Source organism: Candidatus Vallotiella adelgis (assembly GCF_020541305.1).
GTDB lineage: Bacteria > Pseudomonadota > Gammaproteobacteria > Burkholderiales > Burkholderiaceae > Mycetohabitans > Mycetohabitans adelgis.
The window spans coordinates 695,152-716,314 of record NZ_CP047396.1 but is presented as its reverse complement, the minus strand read 5'-3'; the positions used below and the strand labels follow the sequence as shown (position 1 = coordinate 716,314).

Annotated in this window: 11 protein-coding genes, 3 tRNA genes and 1 pseudogene; 10 read left to right on the top strand and 5 right to left on the bottom strand. The window is 45.8% G+C overall.

Translation table 11 applies throughout. From position 1 onward, the window contains the following. Nucleotides 1–223 precede the first annotated feature (223 nt). Both dusA and GJV44_RS02585 read left to right on the top strand, forming a co-directional pair. A complete protein-coding gene (gene dusA / locus GJV44_RS02590; protein ID WP_226806886.1) occupies nt 224–1,201 on the top strand; it encodes a tRNA dihydrouridine(20/20a) synthase DusA in 978 nt (325 codons plus the stop codon). A 177-nt stretch (nt 1,202–1,378) separates the two neighbouring features. After that, a tRNA-His gene (locus GJV44_RS02585) sits at nt 1,379–1,454 on the top strand. A 1,375-nt stretch (nt 1,455–2,829) separates the two neighbouring features. Here the strand turns inward: GJV44_RS02585 and GJV44_RS02580 are convergent. The 4 genes from GJV44_RS02580 to mfd all read right to left on the bottom strand — a co-directional run bounded on the left by GJV44_RS02580 (nt 2,830) and on the right by mfd (nt 10,617). After that, nucleotides 2,830–3,909: a tetratricopeptide repeat protein gene (locus tag GJV44_RS02580; protein WP_226806197.1), complete on the bottom strand. Its 1,080-nt coding sequence runs from the start codon at nt 3,907–3,909 to the stop codon at nt 2,830–2,832. Between the two features lie 69 nt (nt 3,910–3,978). Continuing rightward, on the bottom strand, nt 3,979–4,674 hold the full coding sequence (locus tag GJV44_RS02575; RefSeq protein ID WP_226806195.1) for a PspA/IM30 family protein: 696 nt from the start codon (nt 4,672–4,674) through the stop codon (nt 3,979–3,981). A gap of 1,746 nt (nt 4,675–6,420) precedes the next feature. Beyond that, nucleotides 6,421–6,804: a zinc-binding metallopeptidase family protein gene (locus GJV44_RS02570; protein ID WP_226806193.1), complete on the bottom strand. Its 384-nt coding sequence runs from the start codon at nt 6,802–6,804 to the stop codon at nt 6,421–6,423. Between the two features lie 324 nt (nt 6,805–7,128). After that, nucleotides 7,129–10,617 carry a transcription-repair coupling factor gene (gene mfd / locus GJV44_RS02565; RefSeq protein WP_226806191.1) on the bottom strand — a complete coding sequence of 1,163 codons (3,489 nt, stop codon included), beginning with the start codon at nt 10,615–10,617 and terminating at the stop codon, nt 7,129–7,131. Between the two features lie 92 nt (nt 10,618–10,709). Between mfd and ispD the strand changes: the two are divergent. Together ispD and ispF are read left to right on the top strand one after the other, a co-directional pair. Continuing rightward, nucleotides 10,710–11,438 (top strand): annotated as a pseudogene (ispD, locus tag GJV44_RS02560) (2-C-methyl-D-erythritol 4-phosphate cytidylyltransferase); the annotation flags it as partial. A 66-nt stretch (nt 11,439–11,504) separates the two neighbouring features. Continuing rightward, entirely contained in the window at nt 11,505–11,984 is a 480-nt protein-coding gene (gene ispF / locus GJV44_RS02555; protein ID WP_226806885.1) for a 2-C-methyl-D-erythritol 2,4-cyclodiphosphate synthase, read from the top strand. Between the two features lie 451 nt (nt 11,985–12,435). On the opposite strand, the gene GJV44_RS02550 is transcribed toward ispF, so the two are convergent. Beyond that, entirely contained in the window at nt 12,436–13,257 is an 822-nt protein-coding gene (locus tag GJV44_RS02550) for a squalene/phytoene synthase family protein (RefSeq protein WP_226806884.1), read from the bottom strand. Nucleotides 13,258–13,451: 194 nt separating this feature from the next. Between GJV44_RS02550 and GJV44_RS02545 the strand changes: the two genes are divergently transcribed. From GJV44_RS02545 to GJV44_RS02520, 6 genes are all read left to right on the top strand, one after another. After that, a tRNA-Leu gene (locus tag GJV44_RS02545) sits at nt 13,452–13,538 on the top strand. Between the two features lie 887 nt (nt 13,539–14,425). Beyond that, nucleotides 14,426–15,766: a trigger factor gene (gene tig / locus GJV44_RS02540; protein ID WP_226806189.1), complete on the top strand. Its 1,341-nt coding sequence runs from the start codon at nt 14,426–14,428 to the stop codon at nt 15,764–15,766. Nucleotides 15,767–15,917: 151 nt separating this feature from the next. Then, nucleotides 15,918–16,568: an ATP-dependent Clp endopeptidase proteolytic subunit ClpP gene (clpP, locus tag GJV44_RS02535; RefSeq protein WP_226806187.1), complete on the top strand. Its 651-nt coding sequence runs from the start codon at nt 15,918–15,920 to the stop codon at nt 16,566–16,568. A 154-nt stretch (nt 16,569–16,722) separates the two neighbouring features. Next, the gene (clpX, locus tag GJV44_RS02530) at nt 16,723–18,000 is read left to right on the top strand and encodes an ATP-dependent Clp protease ATP-binding subunit ClpX (RefSeq protein ID WP_226806883.1); all 1,278 of its coding nucleotides are present in this window, start codon (nt 16,723–16,725) and stop codon (nt 17,998–18,000) included. Nucleotides 18,001–18,196: 196 nt separating this feature from the next. Continuing rightward, the gene (gene lon / locus GJV44_RS02525; protein WP_226806185.1) at nt 18,197–20,614 is read left to right on the top strand and encodes an endopeptidase La; all 2,418 of its coding nucleotides are present in this window, start codon (nt 18,197–18,199) and stop codon (nt 20,612–20,614) included. A gap of 297 nt (nt 20,615–20,911) precedes the next feature. Then, nucleotides 20,912–20,987: transfer RNA gene (locus GJV44_RS02520), tRNA-Val, on the top strand. Nucleotides 20,988–21,163: the final 176 nt, after the last annotated feature.

Genomic DNA, 21,163 nt, shown 5'->3' with positions numbered 1-21,163 from the left:
GACAGCACTTCGGGTGCTGTCGCGTATAGTAAAACAGTCTATTTAGATAAGTCTAAGTTTTGAGAGAGCGCATTCTTGAATTCTTGAATTGGGGATTTTCTTATCTTAGTGCAGCCTAGAATAGGGACGGAAAGAAGGGGTTCGTGCGAGCATAAGACTGCCAAAGAAATGCTAAAATATTAATGGGATTCTTCGTACCTGTGCGTGCTCGACTACTGCTTTGATGATTAACTTCAACGTCTATCGTGCCCGATACATTTGTGTCGCGCCAATGATGAACTGGACTGACCGCCATTGTCGCTATTTCCACCGGCAATTATCCCGATATGTCTATCTATATACAGAAATGGTAACGACTAATGCGCTTTTATATGGCGATACTACCAGGCATCTATCGTTCATGCCACAGGAAGCTCCGATTGCATTACAGATTGGCGGTAGCGAGCCGGATCATCTCGCGCGATGCGCGAAACTTGCAGAGAGGTGGGGCTATGATGAAATTAATCTGAACTGTGGCTGTCCGTCTAAGCGGGTGCAGCGTGGCTCCTTCGGCGCTTGCTTAATGAAGGAGGCACAGCTAGTTGCTGATTGCGTAAAAGCAATGCGCGACGCGGTTGCCATACCAGTTACGATTAAGCACCGAATTGGTATAGATACAATTAATGACTATGAGTTTGTGCGCGATTTTATAGGCACTGTATCACAAGGCGGAAGCCGGGTATTTATAGTGCATGCACGAAATGCGATCCTAAAAGGACTTTCGCCAAAAAAAAACCGAGAAATTCCACCGTTGAAGTACAGCTATGTATATCAGCTCAAGCGTGACTTTTCTGAATTGGAGATTATTATCAATGGAAACGTCAAGACACTAGATGAAGCGCATGAGCACTTGCGTTACGTTGATGGCGTAATGATTGGACGAGGAGCTTATCAAAACCCCTTTCTGCTCGCAGATGTTGATAAGCGATTTTACGATCCATCAGCGCTAGTGCGCACACGAGATGAGGTTGAACAGGCAATGATCGAGTACATTTTAGCTCAACAAGCTTGTGGCACGTATATCGGCGCTATCACGCGACATATGCTGGGACTTTATCGCAACCAGCCTGGCGCACGAGATTGGCGTCGCATATTATCAGATCAACAAAAGCTAGCTACTGGCGATCCGCGTATAATCGAAGAGGCTCAACGCTATTGTTGAATAGCTCATTGGCCGATTAGGATCGTACAATGCGGGTAATAGCAAATTAAGCTAGTATTGCAATCAGAATTTACATCTAACTGCTAGCCAAATAGGAAATCCCTGCGTACAATCCGTAGATGAGATTAGAGTAAGTGTTACTGTGTATAGTGCATATATAATTAGTTACTAGTAATGGTGGCCGTAGCTCAGTTGGTAGAGTCCAGGATTGTGATTCCTGTTGTCGTGGGTTCGATCCCCATCGGCCACCCCAAAAAATTACCAGCATTTAGACGAGCATTGTGTTCCTCGTTAGTAATGTTATACTTAGATTCTCCCGTCGCAGGACGGGGTACTCCTATGACATAGGATACGGCAAAACTGCACAGACTCGCTAAAAAAATTAAATAGCTAATCGGTTAATCTCATCAATATACGGAACCTGTGTAAGGAAGGTGAAAATAATCTGTTTGATGCTTATGCATCACTAAATTCCAACGTGCATCTATGCATATTAATTTATTAGAAGGAATAGATTGGAAGCACCTTGCTATATATCTGCTCCGAATGTAAATATTCACGTCAAAGCATACCCAATGTTGGGTATATATGGTTACGAATAGTGCAATTGAACTATGCAGAATTTTTTCTGCAGCTCATTTAGTCCTGCATGCTAATTATAAAGTGATGGTGTGTTCGAGACATGACTTGATGACACCGGAATGTCGGATGTAGTACGACGTGGCACTAATTCGCGTGCTACCGCGGATACACCACAATCTATCTATCAGGAAAATAATCAATAGCCTTGTATTCTCCAAACAAGGCTACGGTCGCGTAGCGGTTATGATATTACACGAAAATAGAAAAATGTAGATTAACTTATATCGCGGTTTAGAAAAAAGCCGTGATATAGGCGGTTAAAACAGCTCATCTTATAATCTGCCGAAGTCCTGTTTTTTCGAATTTGCATACGATTTGGTATTTTATTTATACTGGTCACGAATTCACGAGTAATCTTATGACCTTCCAGATCTGGCTAACTCTTTCTAATAAGCATATGAATAGTGCAGACATCTTAGGGAATGGGAGTCTCCGCCTAAAGATAATCGACTACGTATCCATTAATTGGGTATAAGATCTGTGTTGTATTCTATGCGTAAAACTATTGCGACTATTCAACCCATTTAAGAAAGGCGGATGCCACTCTAGTAGGAAATTAGGCTCATATCTCTACAATCTGTTTTAGTTACTAAAGTGCTCTTCTTTAGAAATCGGCATTAGCTAGATCAGCGTCATTAGATCTCTACCGTAGATTCAGTGAACTGGAAATATCCAGAAACATAAAAATATACAATTTTTTATAGAGCGTGTAATGCTCTATTGCAATCTTAATATTGCAATAGGCTTCATAGCTAAAGAAAATCTCATCATAGTTTTTTATTGCACTAAGACATGAGTCTAATATTTATCGAAAGGCATATTTTATTCAGCTGACTTGATATGACAAGCTCATTTACCATAAAAGTGAGCCACGTTGTTGGATTGGGCTTGAGCGGTTTATCGGGCGTTTATGCGTTAGCGAATTTATGTCACAGTAGTAGTTATAGTAGGCGCCTTATCAACTGCGCGTAATATATTAGCTATTTTTAAGTCCAGCTTGAGTCTTCGTTGACAAGACTAATATCGCATTCAGGGTCGATTTGTGTATTTATATCGACATACTGACGTCCTTCGTCGAAGATTGCATTACTCTCCTCCTCAATCATCCGCTCGCGGCTGCCTGAGGAGAGCGTTTGATCGAGCAAAACACCAGTCAAAAGTCCACCTATAGCAAGCCCGGCACAGCCTGGTTGCAATGTCGCCGAATATGATGGCGCTACACCACCTCGTATTCGGCCGAACCATTCGGTTTCTTGTGTATATACGGATGTATTTTGTTTTACATTGCTAGCATCAGAGTTACCTGTGATTTGGTTCGGGGGATTTCGTCTTTCAGCGTGGGCTTGGAGACTATCTAGACGACGCTCAAGCTCCTGGAGCGTGTAGTCTGGTATTGGACTATCGTTATTCGCAAGCTGATCGGTTAACTTGCACAATTGCGTTTCGATCGTGTCGATTTCATCAAGTCTTGATTCATGTCCGGGTACCGCCGACAGGCGAATATCAAGTTTGAGAGAGCGTGTCGCATTTAGCAAATCGGTCGCCCGCTTAAGTTGAGCGCGACGTTGCTCCTGTGTGTGACTATCATCTCTAAAACGCGTGTATAGCACTGCACGTCGCACTAGTAGTGCAATCAGTGCGAGCATTATAACAACACAGCTAATCCACACACCAATCGATAGATTGTAATGCGGTTCGACTATAGATTGTGATACTTCACTTCGTGCTATCATAGCTTTAATCTGTTTTCGCACGCGTGCTTTGATGATGTTGAATTGCACTACACTAGAGGCAAATCGCAGTTCAGGATCAAGGTTCTGCGCTTTCTGAAGCTCAGACAGCGCGTCTTGAGGTCGACCCTCTTTCGCAAGTACTTGGCCGTACAGATAGTGTGCATGAGTACTGTTTGGATGTGCGCGCAATACTTCGACAAGCTGATTATGTGCTTTCTGCCAGTTTTCTTGAGTAATTACGTTATTGATCTCGCGCATGCTGGGCACGGAAAATACTGCAGTTGATACTGCAATAGTAGTGCTGGCTAGAATGATTGCCCATAGTTTTTTCATTGTTTAGTCGAGCTATGTATCGGCTCATATTCATGCGCAATGCGCGCCAGAAATCTGGCGATATACAATTTACGATTGTGTTGACGGTTTGGGAGTTATGTTTAGTTGATTTTTAAGCATTTCTAGACGATCCTCCACAGAGGGTGCCTGATCGAGGGCTGCTAGTTTATCATCTAGTGCTTTTCCACTGAGCTCATCAGCCGAGTTTAGTCGAGAGTCAGAGCGTGCGTTCTGCAGTGCGACTTTATCCTCGAGTTTTTGAAATATTGTCGAAAGGTTTTGGTCGCCGATGCCGCCCATCACAGTAGCTACTGTATCTTTTGCTTGCGCAATCTGCTGCTCAGCTTGTAAGATATTCGACCGCGCATTAAAATCGTTGCGCCGCTTGCGCATATCGTTGATCTTCTGCTTAATCAGTTCTACTGAGGGCTCTAGTGCTGCTAGTTCTTTCGTAATGGCGTCGCGTTCAGACTGCGCATTTACTTGGGCACTGAGTGCTTCGCGAGCTAGTACTTCGTCGTCAGCTTGAAGCGCGCGTTTTGCTCCACTCCCGTACTTTTTTATCTTATCATCAGCAATATCGCGTTTGCTACGATGCACTGCGACCTGCGCTTCAACTTCAAGCAATGAGTTTTCTGCTTGCGTGATTCTGTCGTCAAGTTCACGCACAATCTGCCGCGCGTCACGGGCGGGGTCCTGAACTGACTCAGTCGCGTCGTTTAACAAACCCTTGAGTGTACGAGACATAGTGTTCAGTATCGACATGAGTTTCTCCATTGATGAGATTACATCCCAGTATTGATTATCGCAAACATCAGGAACTGAGAAAATGGTTTTCAACCATTGATGTACTTTACTCCGTAAGCTTAGCTTAACGAAGATGATACCTATACTTTAGTATGGATGATCACGCATTTGTTGTACCACAATATTTTTTAATGTGAAAATGATATGCAACGTATCAATTTTTAGGTCTGATAATATCATGTGCATTGATAGAACTGAACAGTTATCCTTGCTGTCATGGCACAATCTCACATATGCTTGCTATAATTGTTCTTGCTAAGAAAAAACAATTATCACAGCTCAAAAAAATATAAAATCGCTTGATTTGTGATCGTTCTATAGAGCGAAAAAGCTTGTAAGCTGCGGAGCAGCAAGTCGCTAGACCGCGAATAAAGAATATCTTCCTCAACAGCAGCGTGAGAGAATACTATCAAATATTTATATTTAGTTAAGCTATCTGTTAGCACCTAGAGAATGTATATGTTCGTCAAAATCTACCTTGTTTTGGTACTATAACGCGCAGCCGTAACACGGCTATGCATTTCTTCTAGATGTCGGTAGCAATGAATGAAAGTCATGAAAAAAATTCAAAGACTTGGGTATGCGCTCACACCTATTCCTGGGTATCAGTCGGTCAGCTAAAATAATAGCCGAATTATATAATACTTCGTTTCGAGTTGACCGGTTAGTTTGCAGCTCAATCAGCGTAGCTGGTCTAGGCAAGCAGTACAGAAAGAACTGCCACACATGTATTCTGATAACTATGCCTCACTTTCTTAGAGCAAGTGAGGCATAGTTATACGTAGCTAGTTGCAGATGGCACCATCATGTGATGGTTATTCTGTGAATATAGGAGCCTGGAGTAGGCTCAAGTGTAAAGCACTGGCATCAAGTTAGTTGCACTATGCATCAGGCCTATCTTTATTATCACTGTTACGAAATTTACGTCTCATTGCATCGACTGCTTATTGAAACCAGATAAATAAGGCAGCTGTGCTTGTTCGTTGTGACGCATAAGACTTTGTTAAATGCCTGCCGGGGAGGGCGCGTTGTATATTATTTATCGCTAGCAAATGAAAGCTAGCGGTGCAGACGCTGGATCAGATCTAGAGAAATCTGATGGATTTTGTGCGCTCTGACCATCGGTAGATATGTAGATTGTTAATAAGTGCCTCACGGACACGTGCCTAATACCTAGAGGAAAGTAGCGCCATAACCAGTTTCGGTATGTACAGCAACTTCGAGACTAGAATGAGTTGTCGAATAAATAACTCGCTTGCGCCAAGTGGCTCGAGCGAAACAAATGTGTTTGGTTTGTAAGCTGGCTCAATATTACCTAGATCACATTACTACAGACGATGGTTGGGATTTCGGCGTGCTGGAATAATCTAGTTTCGGTGCTAGAGGCACCCTTGCGCTTGTGCTAATTGGCGGTCAATACCCCCCCCTCACTAGTTTCGTAATCGATGCCCTGATCCCTGGCGTTTAGCCCAGGGACAGTAGCAATTACCGAGATCTCTATTGTATAGACCTGGGTGCTCACGCTGCATTTTGCGGAAGTTAAGATATCACACGTATACGTTTTAATCTGCGCTAAGATAGTTTACGGATCTATCGTTGGCAGATTACGAAATTCGAACTGAAATTCGCAGTGTGTTAAGGCTGTATTCATCGCGCTTCCACCAATTATCGTGCTAATTCTGTGGTGCAGTTGCAAACAGCACGTCATACAGTATGTCCAACGACCCTTGGCGAAGAGTGACATTGCGCGACGTTCTGTATATACTCAATCAGCCACGCCGCATACTCGATTGCATTAAGTCTCTTTGGCGGCAGCCGATGAATGAGCTGCGTGCCTGTGCACGCAGAAGCGGTATATATCGATCCCTTGTGGGTGATGATTGGGCGCATACTAGTTAGCTCACTGACAATGCAGCCTTCGATCAGAAGGCTGCATTGTCGAAAATCTGCAGAACTTCCTCGCGAATGAAAGCACGACATGAATCGGCTTAGAAAAAGCCTGAGCTTGACTGCATTTGCGGAAGCAAATGCAAGCCGCGGTGCTGCTAATAAACCCCCTACCCCTATATCACTAGCTTCTTCGTCCATAGAGCCTGCCATCTTCAATATAAGCAATAACAAGATTACGTCCTAGTGCTGTTTATCGATTGGTACTACGTTAGTGTGGCCAGATAGTATGATCCTACCCTGCGTGGTGCCGTCATATGCTGGTACGATGACGCAGTGCTGCCGATATCGCAGATGCAAACATAATGTGGCTCTAGTTCAACATAATTTGCTCAGACAAGCATCTATTACAACTTCTATAGAAAGTGACTTTTCCTAAAACCGTGCATGTAGAATTTAACCTACGTGCTGAGCGCAATATACATGAGCATCATAGCGCGTCGCTCTCATGCACTAACCTAATGTTTATTGCATGTCTGTTGCACCCAGCACCTGCAGTGTTTTTTTGATTGTTGCCACTCTACTCGGCAGGTTAGGGCTATGCAACTCGATGCGTAATTTGTCTTGTCCTGCCAGTTGGATATGACGATATTTCTTCACTATTTCGATGATATGCATAGCGTCGATTGGCGGATTCGGCGAGAATTGTAGCCAAATTTCACTTTCCGATGCATCTATCTTAAGGATGCCCATTGGCTTAGCCATTAACCGGAGTCGATGCGTTTCAATCAACGCTTGCGCTTGTACTGGTAGCTTGCCAAAGCGGTCAATTAATTCTTCATGAATGCTGTCGACAGCTTCGCTTTTTTCACAATTAGCTAAGCGCTTATATAGCGATAAGCGCTCCGGAACATTTGCACAATACTCAGATGGCAGGATTGCTGCTATGTGTAGATTAATCTCGGCGGTGGCAGTTAGCGGTGCGTTGAAGTCCGGCTCCTGTCCATCTCTTAAGGAGCGTACAGCGTTGTTAAGCATATCGGTATACAGCTGGAAGCCAATTTCTTGCATGTCGCCTGACTGTTTCTCGCCAAGCACCTCCCCGGTTCCGCGGATCTCTAAATCATGCATTGCGAGATAAAACCCAGCCCCCAGTTCCTCCATTTTCTGGATTGCCTCGAGACGGCGTTGTGCCTGTGTGGTTAGTGACTCCGGATCGTTGACTAACAAGTAGGCGTACGCTTGGTGATGAGAACGGCCGACGCGCCCCCGTAACTGGTGTAGTTGCGCTAGGCCAAATTTATCGGAGCGATGGATTAAAATCGTGTTTGCACTCGGAACGTCTATCCCGGTTTCGATAATTGTTGTACATAGTAGAACGTTAGCCCGTTGCGCCAAAAAGTCTCGCATCACGCGCTCAAGCTCGCGTTCGTGCATTTGGCCGTGTGCTACCGCAATTCGGGCTTCTGGCACTAGTATCTCAAGTGCTGTGCGGCGACTGTTAATTGACTCAACTTCATTGTGTAGAAAGTAGACTTGGCCACCGCGTTTTAGCTCGCGCAACATTGCCTCTCGGATTATGCCATCTTCCTCTCGCTGTACAAAGGTCTTAATTGCTAGCCGTTTTTGCGGCGCGGTAGCAATTACTGAGAAGTCTCGCAGCCCTTCTAGGGCTATGCCTAGCGTGCGAGGAATTGGTGTAGCAGTCAGTGTTAGTACATCGACTTCCTCGCGCAGAGCCTTTAGGGCCTCTTTTTGCTGCACACCGAATCGGTGCTCTTCGTCGATAATCACGAGCCCTAGGCCCTTAAAATGCACATCTGCAGATAGCAGTTTGTGGGTGCCAATGACAATATCGACATTACCAGTGTTGATTTCTTGGATCGTAGTATTGACCTCCTTAGCTGACTTGAACCGTGATAACTCGGCAATACGCACTGGCCAGTCGGCAAAACGGTCGGTGAATGTCTGCATGTGCTGCTCGGCCAGTAGCGTTGTCGGAGACAATAAAGCAACTTGCTTGCCGCCGAACACTGCAATAAAGGCTGCTCGCAGCGCGACTTCGGTTTTACCGAATCCAACGTCGCCACAAACCAATCGATCCATTGGCTTTCCACTAGTCATATCACCAAGCACCGCGGCGATAGCAGCGGTCTGGTCCGGCGTCTCTTCGAAACCAAAGCCTTCTACAAAACGCACGTAGTCGCGCGAATTCAGCGCGAACACGTGTCCTTGGCGAGCCGCTCGACGTGCATACAGGTTCAGCAGCTCCGCCGCGGTATCGCGGATCTGCTGGGCAGCACGCCGTTTAGCTTTTTCCCATTGAACTGAGCCTAACGCATGAAGTGGTATGTTATCTGAAGTAGTAGCACCGTGGAGAGAGATCACATGCAACTGTGATACCGGAACGTATAACTTGCTATCACCCTGATATGCTAAGTGTAGGAACTCGGTGTCGTCTTCGCCTAGATTCATCATTACTAGGCCCATATATCGTCCGATTCCGTGCTGGCAGTGAACGACTGGGTCACCGACCTTCAGTTCAGATAGATCACGCACCATTGAATCAATATTGCTAACTTGTGCTTGGCGACAACGGCTGGAACGGCGTGCGAGCGGCCCGTATAGCTCATTTTCAGTGACTAGCGCAATATGCTCGTCTGGTAGCGCGAAGCCAGATGCAATAGGTGCAACAGCTAACCCAAACTGTGCGTCGCTTTGTATAAATGCGTCAAACGAATCGAATAGTAAGACCTGAAGATGGTGCTCAGCAAGTAATTGGGCAATGGTTTCTCGGCGCCCAGCTGACTCTGCGATGAGCAGAACTCGCTGACCTGCTGTTCCGAGATAGCGTCGTAGCACTTTAAGTGAATCGTGCGCGTGTCGGTCCATCGCTAGCGATGGAAGCGGCATCGACCAGCGCTGGACGTCATCTTGTGGCTTCGCGCCGATCAAGAGGCGCGCAAACGGCTTAGCTAATGCAAAGAAGTCGTGCTCGGATATAAATAGTCGCTCAGGTTTCAGAATAGAACGGTCACAATCATGCGATAGAAATTGGTATCGCTGCGTCGTCTCAGCGATAAACTGCCGGATTGACGCTTCAATATCGTTGCCGACTAGCACTAAGTGTGTATGCTCCGGCAGGTAATGAAACAGCGTTTCCGTGCTCTCGAAGAACAGTGGAAGGTAGTATTCGATACCTGCCGATGCCACTCCATTTCCGATATCCTGGTAGATTGACGCGCGCAACGGTTTTCCTGCAAATTCAGACCGCCATCGAGCGCGAAATGCAGTGCGTGCAGTCTCGTCGAACGGAAACTCACGACTAGGCAGTAGGCGTACATCGTGTACCGGGTGAAGACTCTGCTGCGTATCGGGATTAAATGCGTGTACCGATTCTACCCGGTCGTTGAATAGGTTGATTCGGTACGGTAACAATGATCCCATTGGGAATAAATTGATTAACAAGCCGCGGATGCAATATTCACCCTGGTGCACGACCTTTCTCACATCCCGATAACCAGCTAGCATGAGGCGAGACTTTAGTTGAGCTACGTCTAGCTGATGGCCTGGTTTAAACCCGAAAGTATACGAAGCCATGAACGTGGCTGGTGGCATCCGATACAACGTGGTTGTAGCAGAAACAATGAGTATGTCGCAGCATCCTGCGCCTAGATCGTGCAGCGTGGCAAGGCGTTCAGAAACCAGGTCTTGGTGTGGCGAAAAAGTATCGTATGGCAGAGTTTCCCAGTCTGGTAGAAGACGAATACACGCACTAGGGGCGAAGTAGCTGATTTCTTGCTGCAAACGTTGTGCATTAACTGCGCATGCGCAGATTATCGTAAGCATCGGTATGCGATGGCGATACGCTAAATGATAGCGTGCAATAGCCAGAGCATCAGCAGACCCCGATGCGCCATCGAACCTATAGACTCGACCTTCCTTAATAAATGGAACTGGACAGATGGAAGATATGGATAGTGAATCAGGCGGGGTAAGAGGATAATTTAGCATGAATAGATAATAAGGGGCTATGGGCGGAAAATTGAGGCGCCTATTATAAAATCTGTCTTTCATTGTGACTTTATAGAGATCGTGAGACTCTTGTGACTTCCCGCCTGTTTTCTCTAATTGTCTGCGCCGGCACCGGTTCGCGCGCAGGCTCGCTAATACCGAAGCAGTACCAGATAATTGCCGGATGCGATCTTTTGTATTACTCGATAGCAGCATTCGATGCATGTCCGGAGTTTACTCAAACACTAGTGGTCATCGCACCTGATGACGACTATTTCGATCCGCGACGCTTCAGCGCGTTGCGTTATATGGTTAGGCGATGCGGTGGAGAAACTCGGCACGAATCGGTACACAATGGACTGCTTGCGCTGACTGAATATGGCGCGAGCAGTGATGACTGGGTCTTGGTCCACGACGCGGCCAGACCCGGCATTACGCCGAGGTTAATCCGAACTTTAATAGCTGCGGTACAAGATGATCCTGTTGGCGGTATTGTAGCTATGCCGGTGGCTGACACGCTCAAGCGGGTCAATTCGCCGCAGTTTACTGTAGACAACGATAAACCGACGACATTGCGTATTGATGCGACTGAGCCGCGCGACCATTTGTGGCAGGCGCAGACACCACAAATGTTCCGAATCGGCACGCTGCGCGAGGCGCTTTTTCAAGCGCAGATGCGTGGCTATTCGGTAACTGACGAAGCTTCTGCACTCGAATCGCTTGGCCATACCCCGCGGGTTGTGCGGGGCAACTTACGTAATTTTAAGGTGACGTATCCGGAAGATTTTATGTTAGCTGAAGCATTCCTCAAGCATGATGCCGCACGCTTGACCGGCGCTAGGGTCGACGAGCCGATCATATTACTCAACCGAGTAGGAGAGTCACGCATGAATTTTCGAATCGGTCAGGGGTATGACGTGCATGCGCTCGTGCCAGGCCGCCCACTAGTACTCGGCGGTATCATAGTTTCTTACCAGTTCGGGCTGCTCGGCCATTCGGATGCCGATGCGCTACTGCACGCGATCACCGATGCGCTGCTCGGTGCTGCGGCACTAGGTGATATTGGATATCATTTTCCTGATACCGATCCGCACTTTGCTGGCGCCGATAGCCGAATGCTATTGCGTGAGGCGGCTTGTCGGGTGGTAAAAGCAGGCTATGATATCGTTAACGTAGATAGCACAATAATCGCGCAGATGCCTAAGCTTGTTAAATATATTTTAGCGATGCGCGAAAATATTGCGGCTGATCTTAGTCTGGACTGTAATGCAGTTAATGTTAAGGCGAAAAGCAACGAAAGACTAGGCTATCTCGGTCGTGGCGAGGCTATTGAGGCGCAGGCTATAGTGCTTCTCGCTAGCCATTAAGGAGTGCTGCTGCGATAGGTGGAGTAGTCAGATTCGGCCCTTTACAGCTGATAAACGCCTTCAAGTACTGATAATTCGCCGGTAGTCGGCATATGGGTAGCTTAAGTGTTAACGTAAACCCTACAGGATAGGGTGTGGTCGGAGCTAACGATGCAATTTATATCTCGTTCTTTTTGTACGTGTATGCTTCGTTGTTGGCGAAAAAGCAACAGCAGTTCATACTATCTTGACTAAGAAGTATTAGGTCGCAGTACTCGTAAAGCTACATCTTATTCAGGAATACACGTTTTCCGGTCGTGTTATAAAAAATCTTATCGCCTAGATAGAAACGTAATAAGTACTACAAAACAAAGATTGTTCAAGGGCGCGAACGCTTCTTAATTTGTTACGCTAAACTAGCGCTTAAATATGACGATCACCCCTAAAAAAATTGATAATGGGAATAAGTTTGTTAGCATATGCGCCAGGCAATCCACAACTTACGTAGCGGCGTTAAAGCGATACGCTGACATAAAACGCGATAGTCTTCTATTTCAAGTTCGTGCAGTAACGCGAGTGACATAGCAGCTTGCGCACGGAGCACGCGCTGCAGCTTTCGCTCGGTGGCTGGCATTGCGCCGAGTCCCTCATTAAGCATGCGGCGTGCTCGGGAAACCTGAAAAGACATCAATTGTATATAGCCTTTGCTATAGCGGCAATGCTGAATATCAGTAGCCGTAACGCCGAATCGCTGCATTTCTTCGGTTGGGATGTAGATGCGGCCACATCGTGCATTTTCTCCGGTACGCTCAACGATATCAGCGAGTAGTAATGCCCGCCCGAGAACCGGGGCCCATGATTTTAAGTTAGTTGGCTCGTGTGCAGTAATTCCAGCTACGATATTCGCCAACGCAGCACCCACCTGCTCCACGTAACGGTGCAATCCTACAAAATCAAGATAGCGTGTCTGATCCAGGTCCATCTGATAACCAGATAACCACGTCATAAACGTTCCGATTGGCGCTGTGTTGCCGTAATGACGGGCGATTACCTGGGTTACTGGGTGAGTTGGTGCCTCTCGCGCTAAGGCGACAAATTCATTTTGCCACCATGCGAGCTTAATGCGTCCGACTGTGGGATCACTCACTTCACTTACACTTTCCGAAAGCTCCCGATGCAATGCATATAGCGCGGTTAATAAAGGTTGCGCGGTTAAGGGCGCTCGCCACAGAGCATAATATGTGCTAGACCCGGCAGGCGCCGCTTTTTTCTGGCAATAATCGTCAATATTCACGCGAAGAACAATACAAAAGAGAGGAACACGGCATATTCTGCGCAGAAAATCTAGAACTTTAACATTCACCATATATGAGGTGAAGACAATATATAAAAAATAGATTAGAATTTTAAAATTGCGGCCTTTAGTCAAACTCACTAAGTTGTAAAAATAGCCAATCATGCGGCGTGCAATGCGCTGCTTTTCTAGACGCGAGGATGGCGAAATTGGTAGACGCACCAGGTTTAGGTCCTGACGCCTGAAAAGGCGTAGGGGTTCGAATCCCCTTCCTCGCACCATAGATCTACCGCACTGCGCAGGCAGCAGTGCTATTTCTGTTTTTCTTTATTGTCTTAATCCGTTGCCTTATTTTTCTGAAAAATAAGGCAACCAAAGCAGGCTTCGTGTCAATTTTTGATTTGTGCGATTCAGGGTTAGAATTAACTGGTGCATGGGTTTGAATTACTGCAATTTCTTTGTTTGGCGCCGGAAGTTGTACTATGAGTCGGTTCTAGAGCATATAATTGCGGCTATCTCAAAATCATTATTCTTGCCGTCACCTGCTTTCTTAATGTCGGTATTAAGGTGGGAATCGCATATAACATGTCAACGCGCTAGCGCATTACATATCTAACTTAGTCGCTTTTTATATCGTAAATACTCCCCCCAGTTGACTGCTGAATTTTATCGAGCATTTATCCTGGTTAGATGCATTTGCCGATCATCCCCCAAACACAAGCAAGCATGCCTCTTCTTCTTGATAGCGCGACTAACAGAATTTTGTGAGAAATGCAGGCCTAATCATATAGCTATAATACATCTATTAGTATTTTATCTCACTAAATAGTGAGATGATTATACTAGGTCAGTGCGATCACTAATAGCGAGTCCAAAGGTAACAGTGGCACAGATCATGCGATTCTTGGCCTGGGTATGCTGATTTTGTTTCAATCAAGCATCGCTTGTACCACACTTGAACGGCTTTTTAGATACGCGTACTCAGTCGGTCAAGAGTTTAGTTCAACCAGATGAATCGGCAAAAGTTATATTGCTTCTGCTAAGCGGCCTAAATGTAGAGGGGCTAATGGAACGCGCGGCTAACCATCTTTCGATATTGGAAGTCGTCGTTTAGCGCACTGAGAGCCAGATACTCAAATTACTCAATATTTTAGGAGGAATTGCATTCATGGCTAACATTATAGAAAATCTCGGAAAACTTAAACGGCGGATGACGATTTCATTGCCGAATGAGATTATTCAAAAGGAAATAGAAACACGTATCCGCAAGATAGCAAGTAATGTCCGCATGCCTGGTTTCCGTCCCGGAAAAGTACCACTGAAAATCATCATGAAGCAATATGCCAGACAAGTTACGGAAGAAGCACTTACCGATAAAATCGGCAAAGAATTTTTTACCATCATCCGCGCTGAGAGCTTGTGCATAGTAGGACAACCAACCTTTACAGCAAAACAGGAAGTGGATCGTAGCGAGGTATATACATTCGATGCGACGTTCGAGGTCTATCCAGAAGTAAAACTTGGTGATATCTCAAGCGCAGAAATCGGGCGCCAGAGAGCACAGATTAGCGACGCGGAGATTGACTATGCTATCGAAATTTTGCGCAAGCAGGCAGTGCATTTCCGCTCCCACGACAAGGCAGGCACGGTCGATAGCGCTATCGGTGCGCAAAACGGCAATCGCGTAACAATTGATTTCGTAGGTAAGATAAATGGGGAAGGATTTTTCGGCGGAAGTGCAGAGAATTTTACATTTGTACTTGGCGAAGGCAAGCTGCTGCCAGAATTTGAGCAGACAGTTCTAGGCTTAAGTGTAGGTGAGTCGCGAGAATGCGACGTAAAATTCCCCAGTAATTATTATAGCAAAGAAATTGCTGGAAAAATCGCGCGCTTTACAATTACCGCCAATAAGATCGAATGGCCGAATTTGCCGACAATCGATGCGGAATTAGCGAAGTTCCAAGATATCGAAGATGCCAGCCCAGCAGAAATTCGCACGAAAATCAAGGAGAGTCTGGAACGAGAAGCAGAGCGACTTACGAAATTTATTCTCAAAAATCAGGTAATGGATGCGCTGTTGCAGCTTACTACGTTAGATGTACCGCATGTGCTGATTGAGCAGGAACTACAGCGTCTGGTTCAAATAGCACGCCAAGATCTAGCGAAACATAGTATTTCCGTTGCAGCGAGAGGTCCGCTGCCAGATGAGATACTTAGGGAGTGGGCTGAGCGTCGCGTTAAGCTCGGCTTAATTCTAGTTGAGTTGGTCAAGAAGTATCAGCTAGAAGCGAAACCCGAGCAAATCCTAGCCCAAGTGAATAAATTTTCAAAAAGCTATGAGCATCCAAAGGAAGTTGTGCGCTGGTATTATTCGGACAAAAATCGCCTTGGCGACGTGGAAGCGCATGTAGTCGAGAGCAACGTCGTTGACTTTGTGCTGGGCAAGGCGAAGGTAACCGATGAGGAAGTTAGTTTTGAAAAGTTAGTGAATGCCCGGTCAGCGGTTTAGGCATAGTGCCACATAATAGCGCAGTCCTCGAAAAACCGCCTACTTAATAGTTTCAAACACTACCTATTATTTATGTGCGGTTTTTGCATTCCAGTTATCGCGTGCATCAACGACAGCATCTAACAATTCCAGACAGAAGGATGGACGCATAATGTTTTGTGCAGATTTTCCCAATCAACTAACCGCACAGGCACCTCGGGATTTCGAGGCTAAAGCCCTAGGCCTTGTTCCGATGGTTGTTGAGACTAGTGGCCGTGGTGAGCGCGCCTACGATATCTACTCGCGCCTGCTCAAGGAGCGATTAGTTTTTCTGGTAGGCGAAGTGAATGACCAGACTGCGAATTTAATCGTTGCACAATTACTGTTTCTTGAGAGCGAAAATCCTGACAAAGACATCAGCTTATACATTAACAGCCCCGGCGGTTCAATCTCAGCCGGGCTAGCGATCTACGATACGATGCAGTTCATAAAGCCTGACGTAACTACACTTTGTATTGGACTATCAGCTAGCATGGGTGCATTCTTGCTTGCCGCGGGTGCGGCAGGTAAGCGGATTGCGCTACCTAACGCGCGCGTGATGATTCACCAGCCCCTTGGAGGCGCGCGTGGACAGGCATCTGATATCGAAATCCAGGCACGAGAAATTTTATTTCTAAAAGAGCGTCTGAACAACTTGCTCGCGCAGCATACTGGAAAACCAGTCGAGCAGATTCAGCGGGATACTGATCGTGACAATTTCATGTCAGCCGAGGACGCGCAAGCCTATGGGTTGATCGACCAGGTTTTAGATAAGCGTCCATAATACGATATTTTCTAGGATAGGCTGTTGTTATGCCATTGGGGATTTTGCTGAGGGATATGGGAAACCGCTAACAATAGATGTATAACTGGTTCCGCACCCCTAAGGTTAATCAGCGTATAATATGCAATCAGTGTCCGGCGGAGGTTTGATATTTATGACGGACAATAAAGATTCAAATAGTGAGAAGATGTTGTATTGCTCGTTTTGTGGAAAGAGTCAAAACGAAGTCCAAAAACTGATCGCAGGACCATCTGTCTTCATTTGTGTCGAATGTATTGACTTGTGTAACGAAATTATATTTGACGAGGCGGCTGGTACATCTAGCAATATAGAGATTGCTCCATTAGATTTGCCGAGCCCGCTGGAAATACGAAAGATTCTAGATCAATATGTAATCAAGCAAGAACAGGCTAAAAAAATTCTTGCAGTGGCCGTGTACAACCACTACAAGCGTTTAAAGCATCTTGATAAAAAAGACGACGTTGAGTTATCAAAGAGTAATATTCTACTGATTGGTTCAACGGGGTCGGGCAAGACACTTCTTGCGCAAACGCTCGCAAGACTGCTAAAAGTGCCGTTCGTAATTGTGGATGCGACCACACTTACAGAGGCGGGCTATGTTGGCGAAGACGTCGAGAATATAATTCAGAAGTTGCTACAAAATTGCAATTACGAAGTTGACAAAGCGCAACGCGGCATAATTTATATCGATGAGATTGACAAGATTAGCCGCAAATCGGATAACCCATCAATCACCCGCGATGTATCGGGTGAAGGTGTGCAGCAAGCCCTACTTAAGCTAATCGAAGGCACGATAGCGTCTGTACCACTCAAAGGTGGTCGTAAGCATCCGAACCAGGAATTTATTCAAGTTGATACAACTCATATCTTATTTATTTGCGGAGGTGCGTTCGATGGTCTCGAAAAAGTAATCACAGATCGTACTCAAAAGACTAGCATTGGTTTTAGGGCGAGCGTAAAGAGTAAGCAAGATGATAACGCAGGCGAGGTACTGCAGGATGTCGAGCCGGAAGATCTGATTAAATTTGGCTTAATTCCAGAGCTCATTGGACGACTACCGGTTGTTGCGACGCTAGGCAAGCTTGATGAAGCTGCGCTGATACAGATTTTAGTTGAGCCGAAGAATGCGTTAGTGAAGCAGTATCATAAGCTGTTTAATATGGAGCAGGTAGAGCTTGAGATTCAGCCAGCAGCACTGCAAGCGGTCGCAAAAAAAGCAATGCGTCGTAAAACAGGTGCTCGTGGCTTACGTTCAATCTTAGAGCAGGCATTGCTAGATGTCATGTACGACCTTCCTACCCTTAAAGGGATTAGTAAAATTATCGTTGATGAGACCGTCATTCAAGGTCAGGGTAAGCCGTTATTAGTCTATGATAATAAAGATGCGCAAAAAGTTGCTGGGAGGAATTGATCGTCGATATGTTTTTCGTGGAAATGAGTTATTTATAGCAACGTAGACGGCTTTTCTTTTAAGGTAGAGTCAATTTCAAAATTTTGCACATTATACAACCCGAATAGCAGTTTTTATATTGGTCTGCATTACACGGCTGCAATGTGTAGTTATTATCTCAACTCTTGAAAGAACCGATTCCACAATAGGGATAAAAATGTCAGGAAGTCAACTTCTCCCGACTGAATGTACCACTTTGCCACTGCTCCCACTACGGGATGTGGTCGTATTCCCGCATATGGTAATACCGTTATTTGTAGGTCGTCCAAAGTCGATTAAGGCCCTTGATTCGGCAATGGAGGGCGGAAAGCAAATTATGCTAGTTGCCCAAAAGACTGCTGCAAAAGATGAGCCGACTGAAAAAGATCTCTATCAGGTTGGATGTATCGCCAATATCTTGCAAATGCTGAGATTACCAGACGGTACTGTAAAGGTGCTGGTTGAGGGGCTGCAGCGCGCAAAGACATTATCGTTCTCAGAACAGGAAACGATATTCTTATGCGAGTTAATGCCTCTAGAGATAAAACATACCGACAATGCAGAGACCGAGGCGCTTCGACGCGCAATTGTGTCGCAATTCGACCAGTATGTGAAACTAAATAAGAAAATTCCTCCAGAGATTCTAACGTCACTATCTGGAATTGACGAAGCAAGTCGCTTAGCTGATACAATCGCTGCGCACTTGCCATTAAAGTTAGATCAGAAGCAGAACATACTAGAGATGTTTCCTGTTGCTGATCGTTTAGAGCATTTACTTGTACAACTTGAATCAGAAATCGACATTCTTCAGGTCGAGAAGCGCATCCGTGGACGCGTAAAACGCCAGATGGAAAAAAGCCAGCGCGAATATTACCTAAATGAGCAAGTCAAGGCGATTCAGAAAGAGCTGGGTGAGGGTGAGGATGGTGCTGATATTGAAGAGCTCGAAAAGCGTATTGTATCTTCCCGCATGCCGAAAGAAGCGAATAAAAAAGTCGATTCTGAGCTCAAGAAGCTGAAGTTAATGTCGCCAATGTCTGCCGAAGCCACAGTAGTACGCAACTATATCGAAACTATGATTGGCCTTCCGTGGCGCAAGAAAAGAAAGGTTAATAGCGATTTATCAAATGCAGAATTTGTTTTAGATAAAGACCATTTCGGTCTCGACAAGGTGAAAGAGCGCATCCTTGAATATCTGGCGGTCCAGCAGCGCGTAGATAAGGTAAAAGCACCGATTCTGTGCCTAGTTGGGCCTCCTGGTGTTGGAAAAACATCGCTTGGGCAATCGATTGCTCGCGCCACAAATCGCAAGTTTGTTCGCATGGCGCTCGGCGGCGTGCATGACGAGAGTGAAATCCGCGGTCACCGTCGCACTTATATCGGATCAATGCCAGGAAAAATTCTGCAGAGCCTCATGAAAGCAGGCGTGAGAAATCCTCTATTCCTGCTTGATGAAGTAGATAAAATGGGGCGAGACTACCGAGGCGACCCATCTTCTGCGTTGCTCGAAGTACTAGACCCGGAACAAAATCATACGTTCTCAGATCACTATATCGAAGTTGATTTCGATCTTTCGGACGTGATGTTTGTGGCGACGTCAAATTCTTTAAATATTCCACCACCATTACTGGATCGGATGGAGGTGATCCGGCTGTCCGGCTACACCGAGGATGAAAAGTTCAATATTGCACAGCGCTATCTTCTTCCTAAGCAAAAGCGCAATAATGGACTGAAAGACCATGAAATTTACCTAATCGAAGGAGCAATTCGCGATATTATTCGTTACTATACGCGCGAAGCAGGTGTGCGCTCGCTCGAGCGCGAAATATCGAAGATCTGCCGCAAAGTCGTGAAGAAGCTTCTACTGAAGAAAGCAGACAGCACAGTCACTATTAATGGCGACAACCTGAATATATTCCTCGGCGTACGAAAATTTGACGTTGGACTAGCGGCAAAGGAAAACCAGATTGGCCAGGTTACCGGACTAGCGTGGACAGAAGTCGGCGGCGATTTACTGACTATTGAAGCCGTACTAATGCCTGGAAAAGGCAACGTGATTCGTACTGGATCGCTCGGCGATGTGATGAAGGAATCTGTCGAGGCTGCTCGATCAGTCGTACGCTCGCGCTCTCGTCGGCTAGGCATCACCGACGAAGGGTTTCAAAAGCAAGATATTCACATCCACGTGCCGGAAGGTGCAACGCCGAAAGACGGTCCTTCAGCAGGGGTTGCGATGACGACTGCACTAGTATCAGTGCTCACCGGCATCCCAGTACGCGCTGACGTTGCTATGACCGGTGAAATTACACTTCGCGGTGAAGTACTGCCAATTGGTGGACTAAAAGAGAAATTACTAGCTGCGCACCGCGGAAGTATTAAGCTTGTTCTAATTCCAGAAGAGAATGTAAAAGATCTTGCTGAGATTCCGGATACTGTGAAAAACAGGATCGAGATCGTTCCGGTTCGCTGGATTGATCAAGTGCTAGAATTAGCGCTTGAGCGGATACCAGATGCACTGTCGGAAGACAATGCTAAACCTGCATCAGTTGCAGATAGCCAGATGAAGGAAGGGGGCGGTGAGATCGTAAAGCATTAGAATGTGTCCGAAAACTTATCTAATCAATACTAGATTTAGAGTCTAAACAAGATAGCCCTCACTCATTAACTACGTATATTGTATTCGGATCAAGAAAAATGAAGAGTGATAGCGTTATACTTAATAGTATTCTGTACCTTGCAGTAGGCAAATAAACTATCCTACATCAAATACAATTTCCGACTACTGCAGTTATCGATATTAAGATAATTGCAGTAGAAAAATTTTCACTGAGAGAGGCACGTCAATATACGCTAAAATAGCCGTCTCTGTTAAACGAGACGGCGAGAGAAATAGGGGTGCTTAGCTCAGTTGGTAGAGCAGCGCTTTTACAAGGCGCAGGTCGGGGGTTCAAACCCCTCAGCACCCACCATTCTTTTCGTAATCCATCACATATAGTTATACTATGGTTGTACTGGAAACTCGCTTCTCCCATTAGCGCTCATTATAGCGCTAATGGGAGAAGCATTTTATTGAGATAACAAGCATCGTCAAGAACAAAGTCTAGCCACTAATTACCGCCAGCAGTGCGTAGTTACACGCCTGAAA

Excerpts from the sequence above, each read along its gene's own strand:
- lon (WP_226806185.1), top strand. The coding sequence starts at position 18,197 with ATGTCAGGAAGTCAACTTCTCCCGACTGAATGTACCACTTTGCCACTG.
- GJV44_RS02570 (WP_226806193.1), bottom strand. The coding sequence starts at position 6,804 with ATGGACGAAGAAGCTAGTGATATAGGGGTAGGGGGTTTATTAGCAGCA.
- ispF (WP_226806885.1), top strand. The coding sequence starts at position 11,505 with ATGAATTTTCGAATCGGTCAGGGGTATGACGTGCATGCGCTCGTGCCA.
- dusA (WP_226806886.1), top strand. The coding sequence starts at position 224 with ATGATTAACTTCAACGTCTATCGTGCCCGATACATTTGTGTCGCGCCA.
- mfd (WP_226806191.1), bottom strand. The coding sequence starts at position 10,617 with ATGCTAAATTATCCTCTTACCCCGCCTGATTCACTATCCATATCTTCC.
- GJV44_RS02580 (WP_226806197.1), bottom strand. The coding sequence starts at position 3,909 with ATGAAAAAACTATGGGCAATCATTCTAGCCAGCACTACTATTGCAGTA.
- clpP (WP_226806187.1), top strand. The coding sequence starts at position 15,918 with ATGTTTTGTGCAGATTTTCCCAATCAACTAACCGCACAGGCACCTCGG.
- GJV44_RS02575 (WP_226806195.1), bottom strand. The coding sequence starts at position 4,674 with ATGTCGATACTGAACACTATGTCTCGTACACTCAAGGGTTTGTTAAAC.
- clpX (WP_226806883.1), top strand. The coding sequence starts at position 16,723 with ATGACGGACAATAAAGATTCAAATAGTGAGAAGATGTTGTATTGCTCG.
- tig (WP_226806189.1), top strand. The coding sequence starts at position 14,426 with ATGGCTAACATTATAGAAAATCTCGGAAAACTTAAACGGCGGATGACG.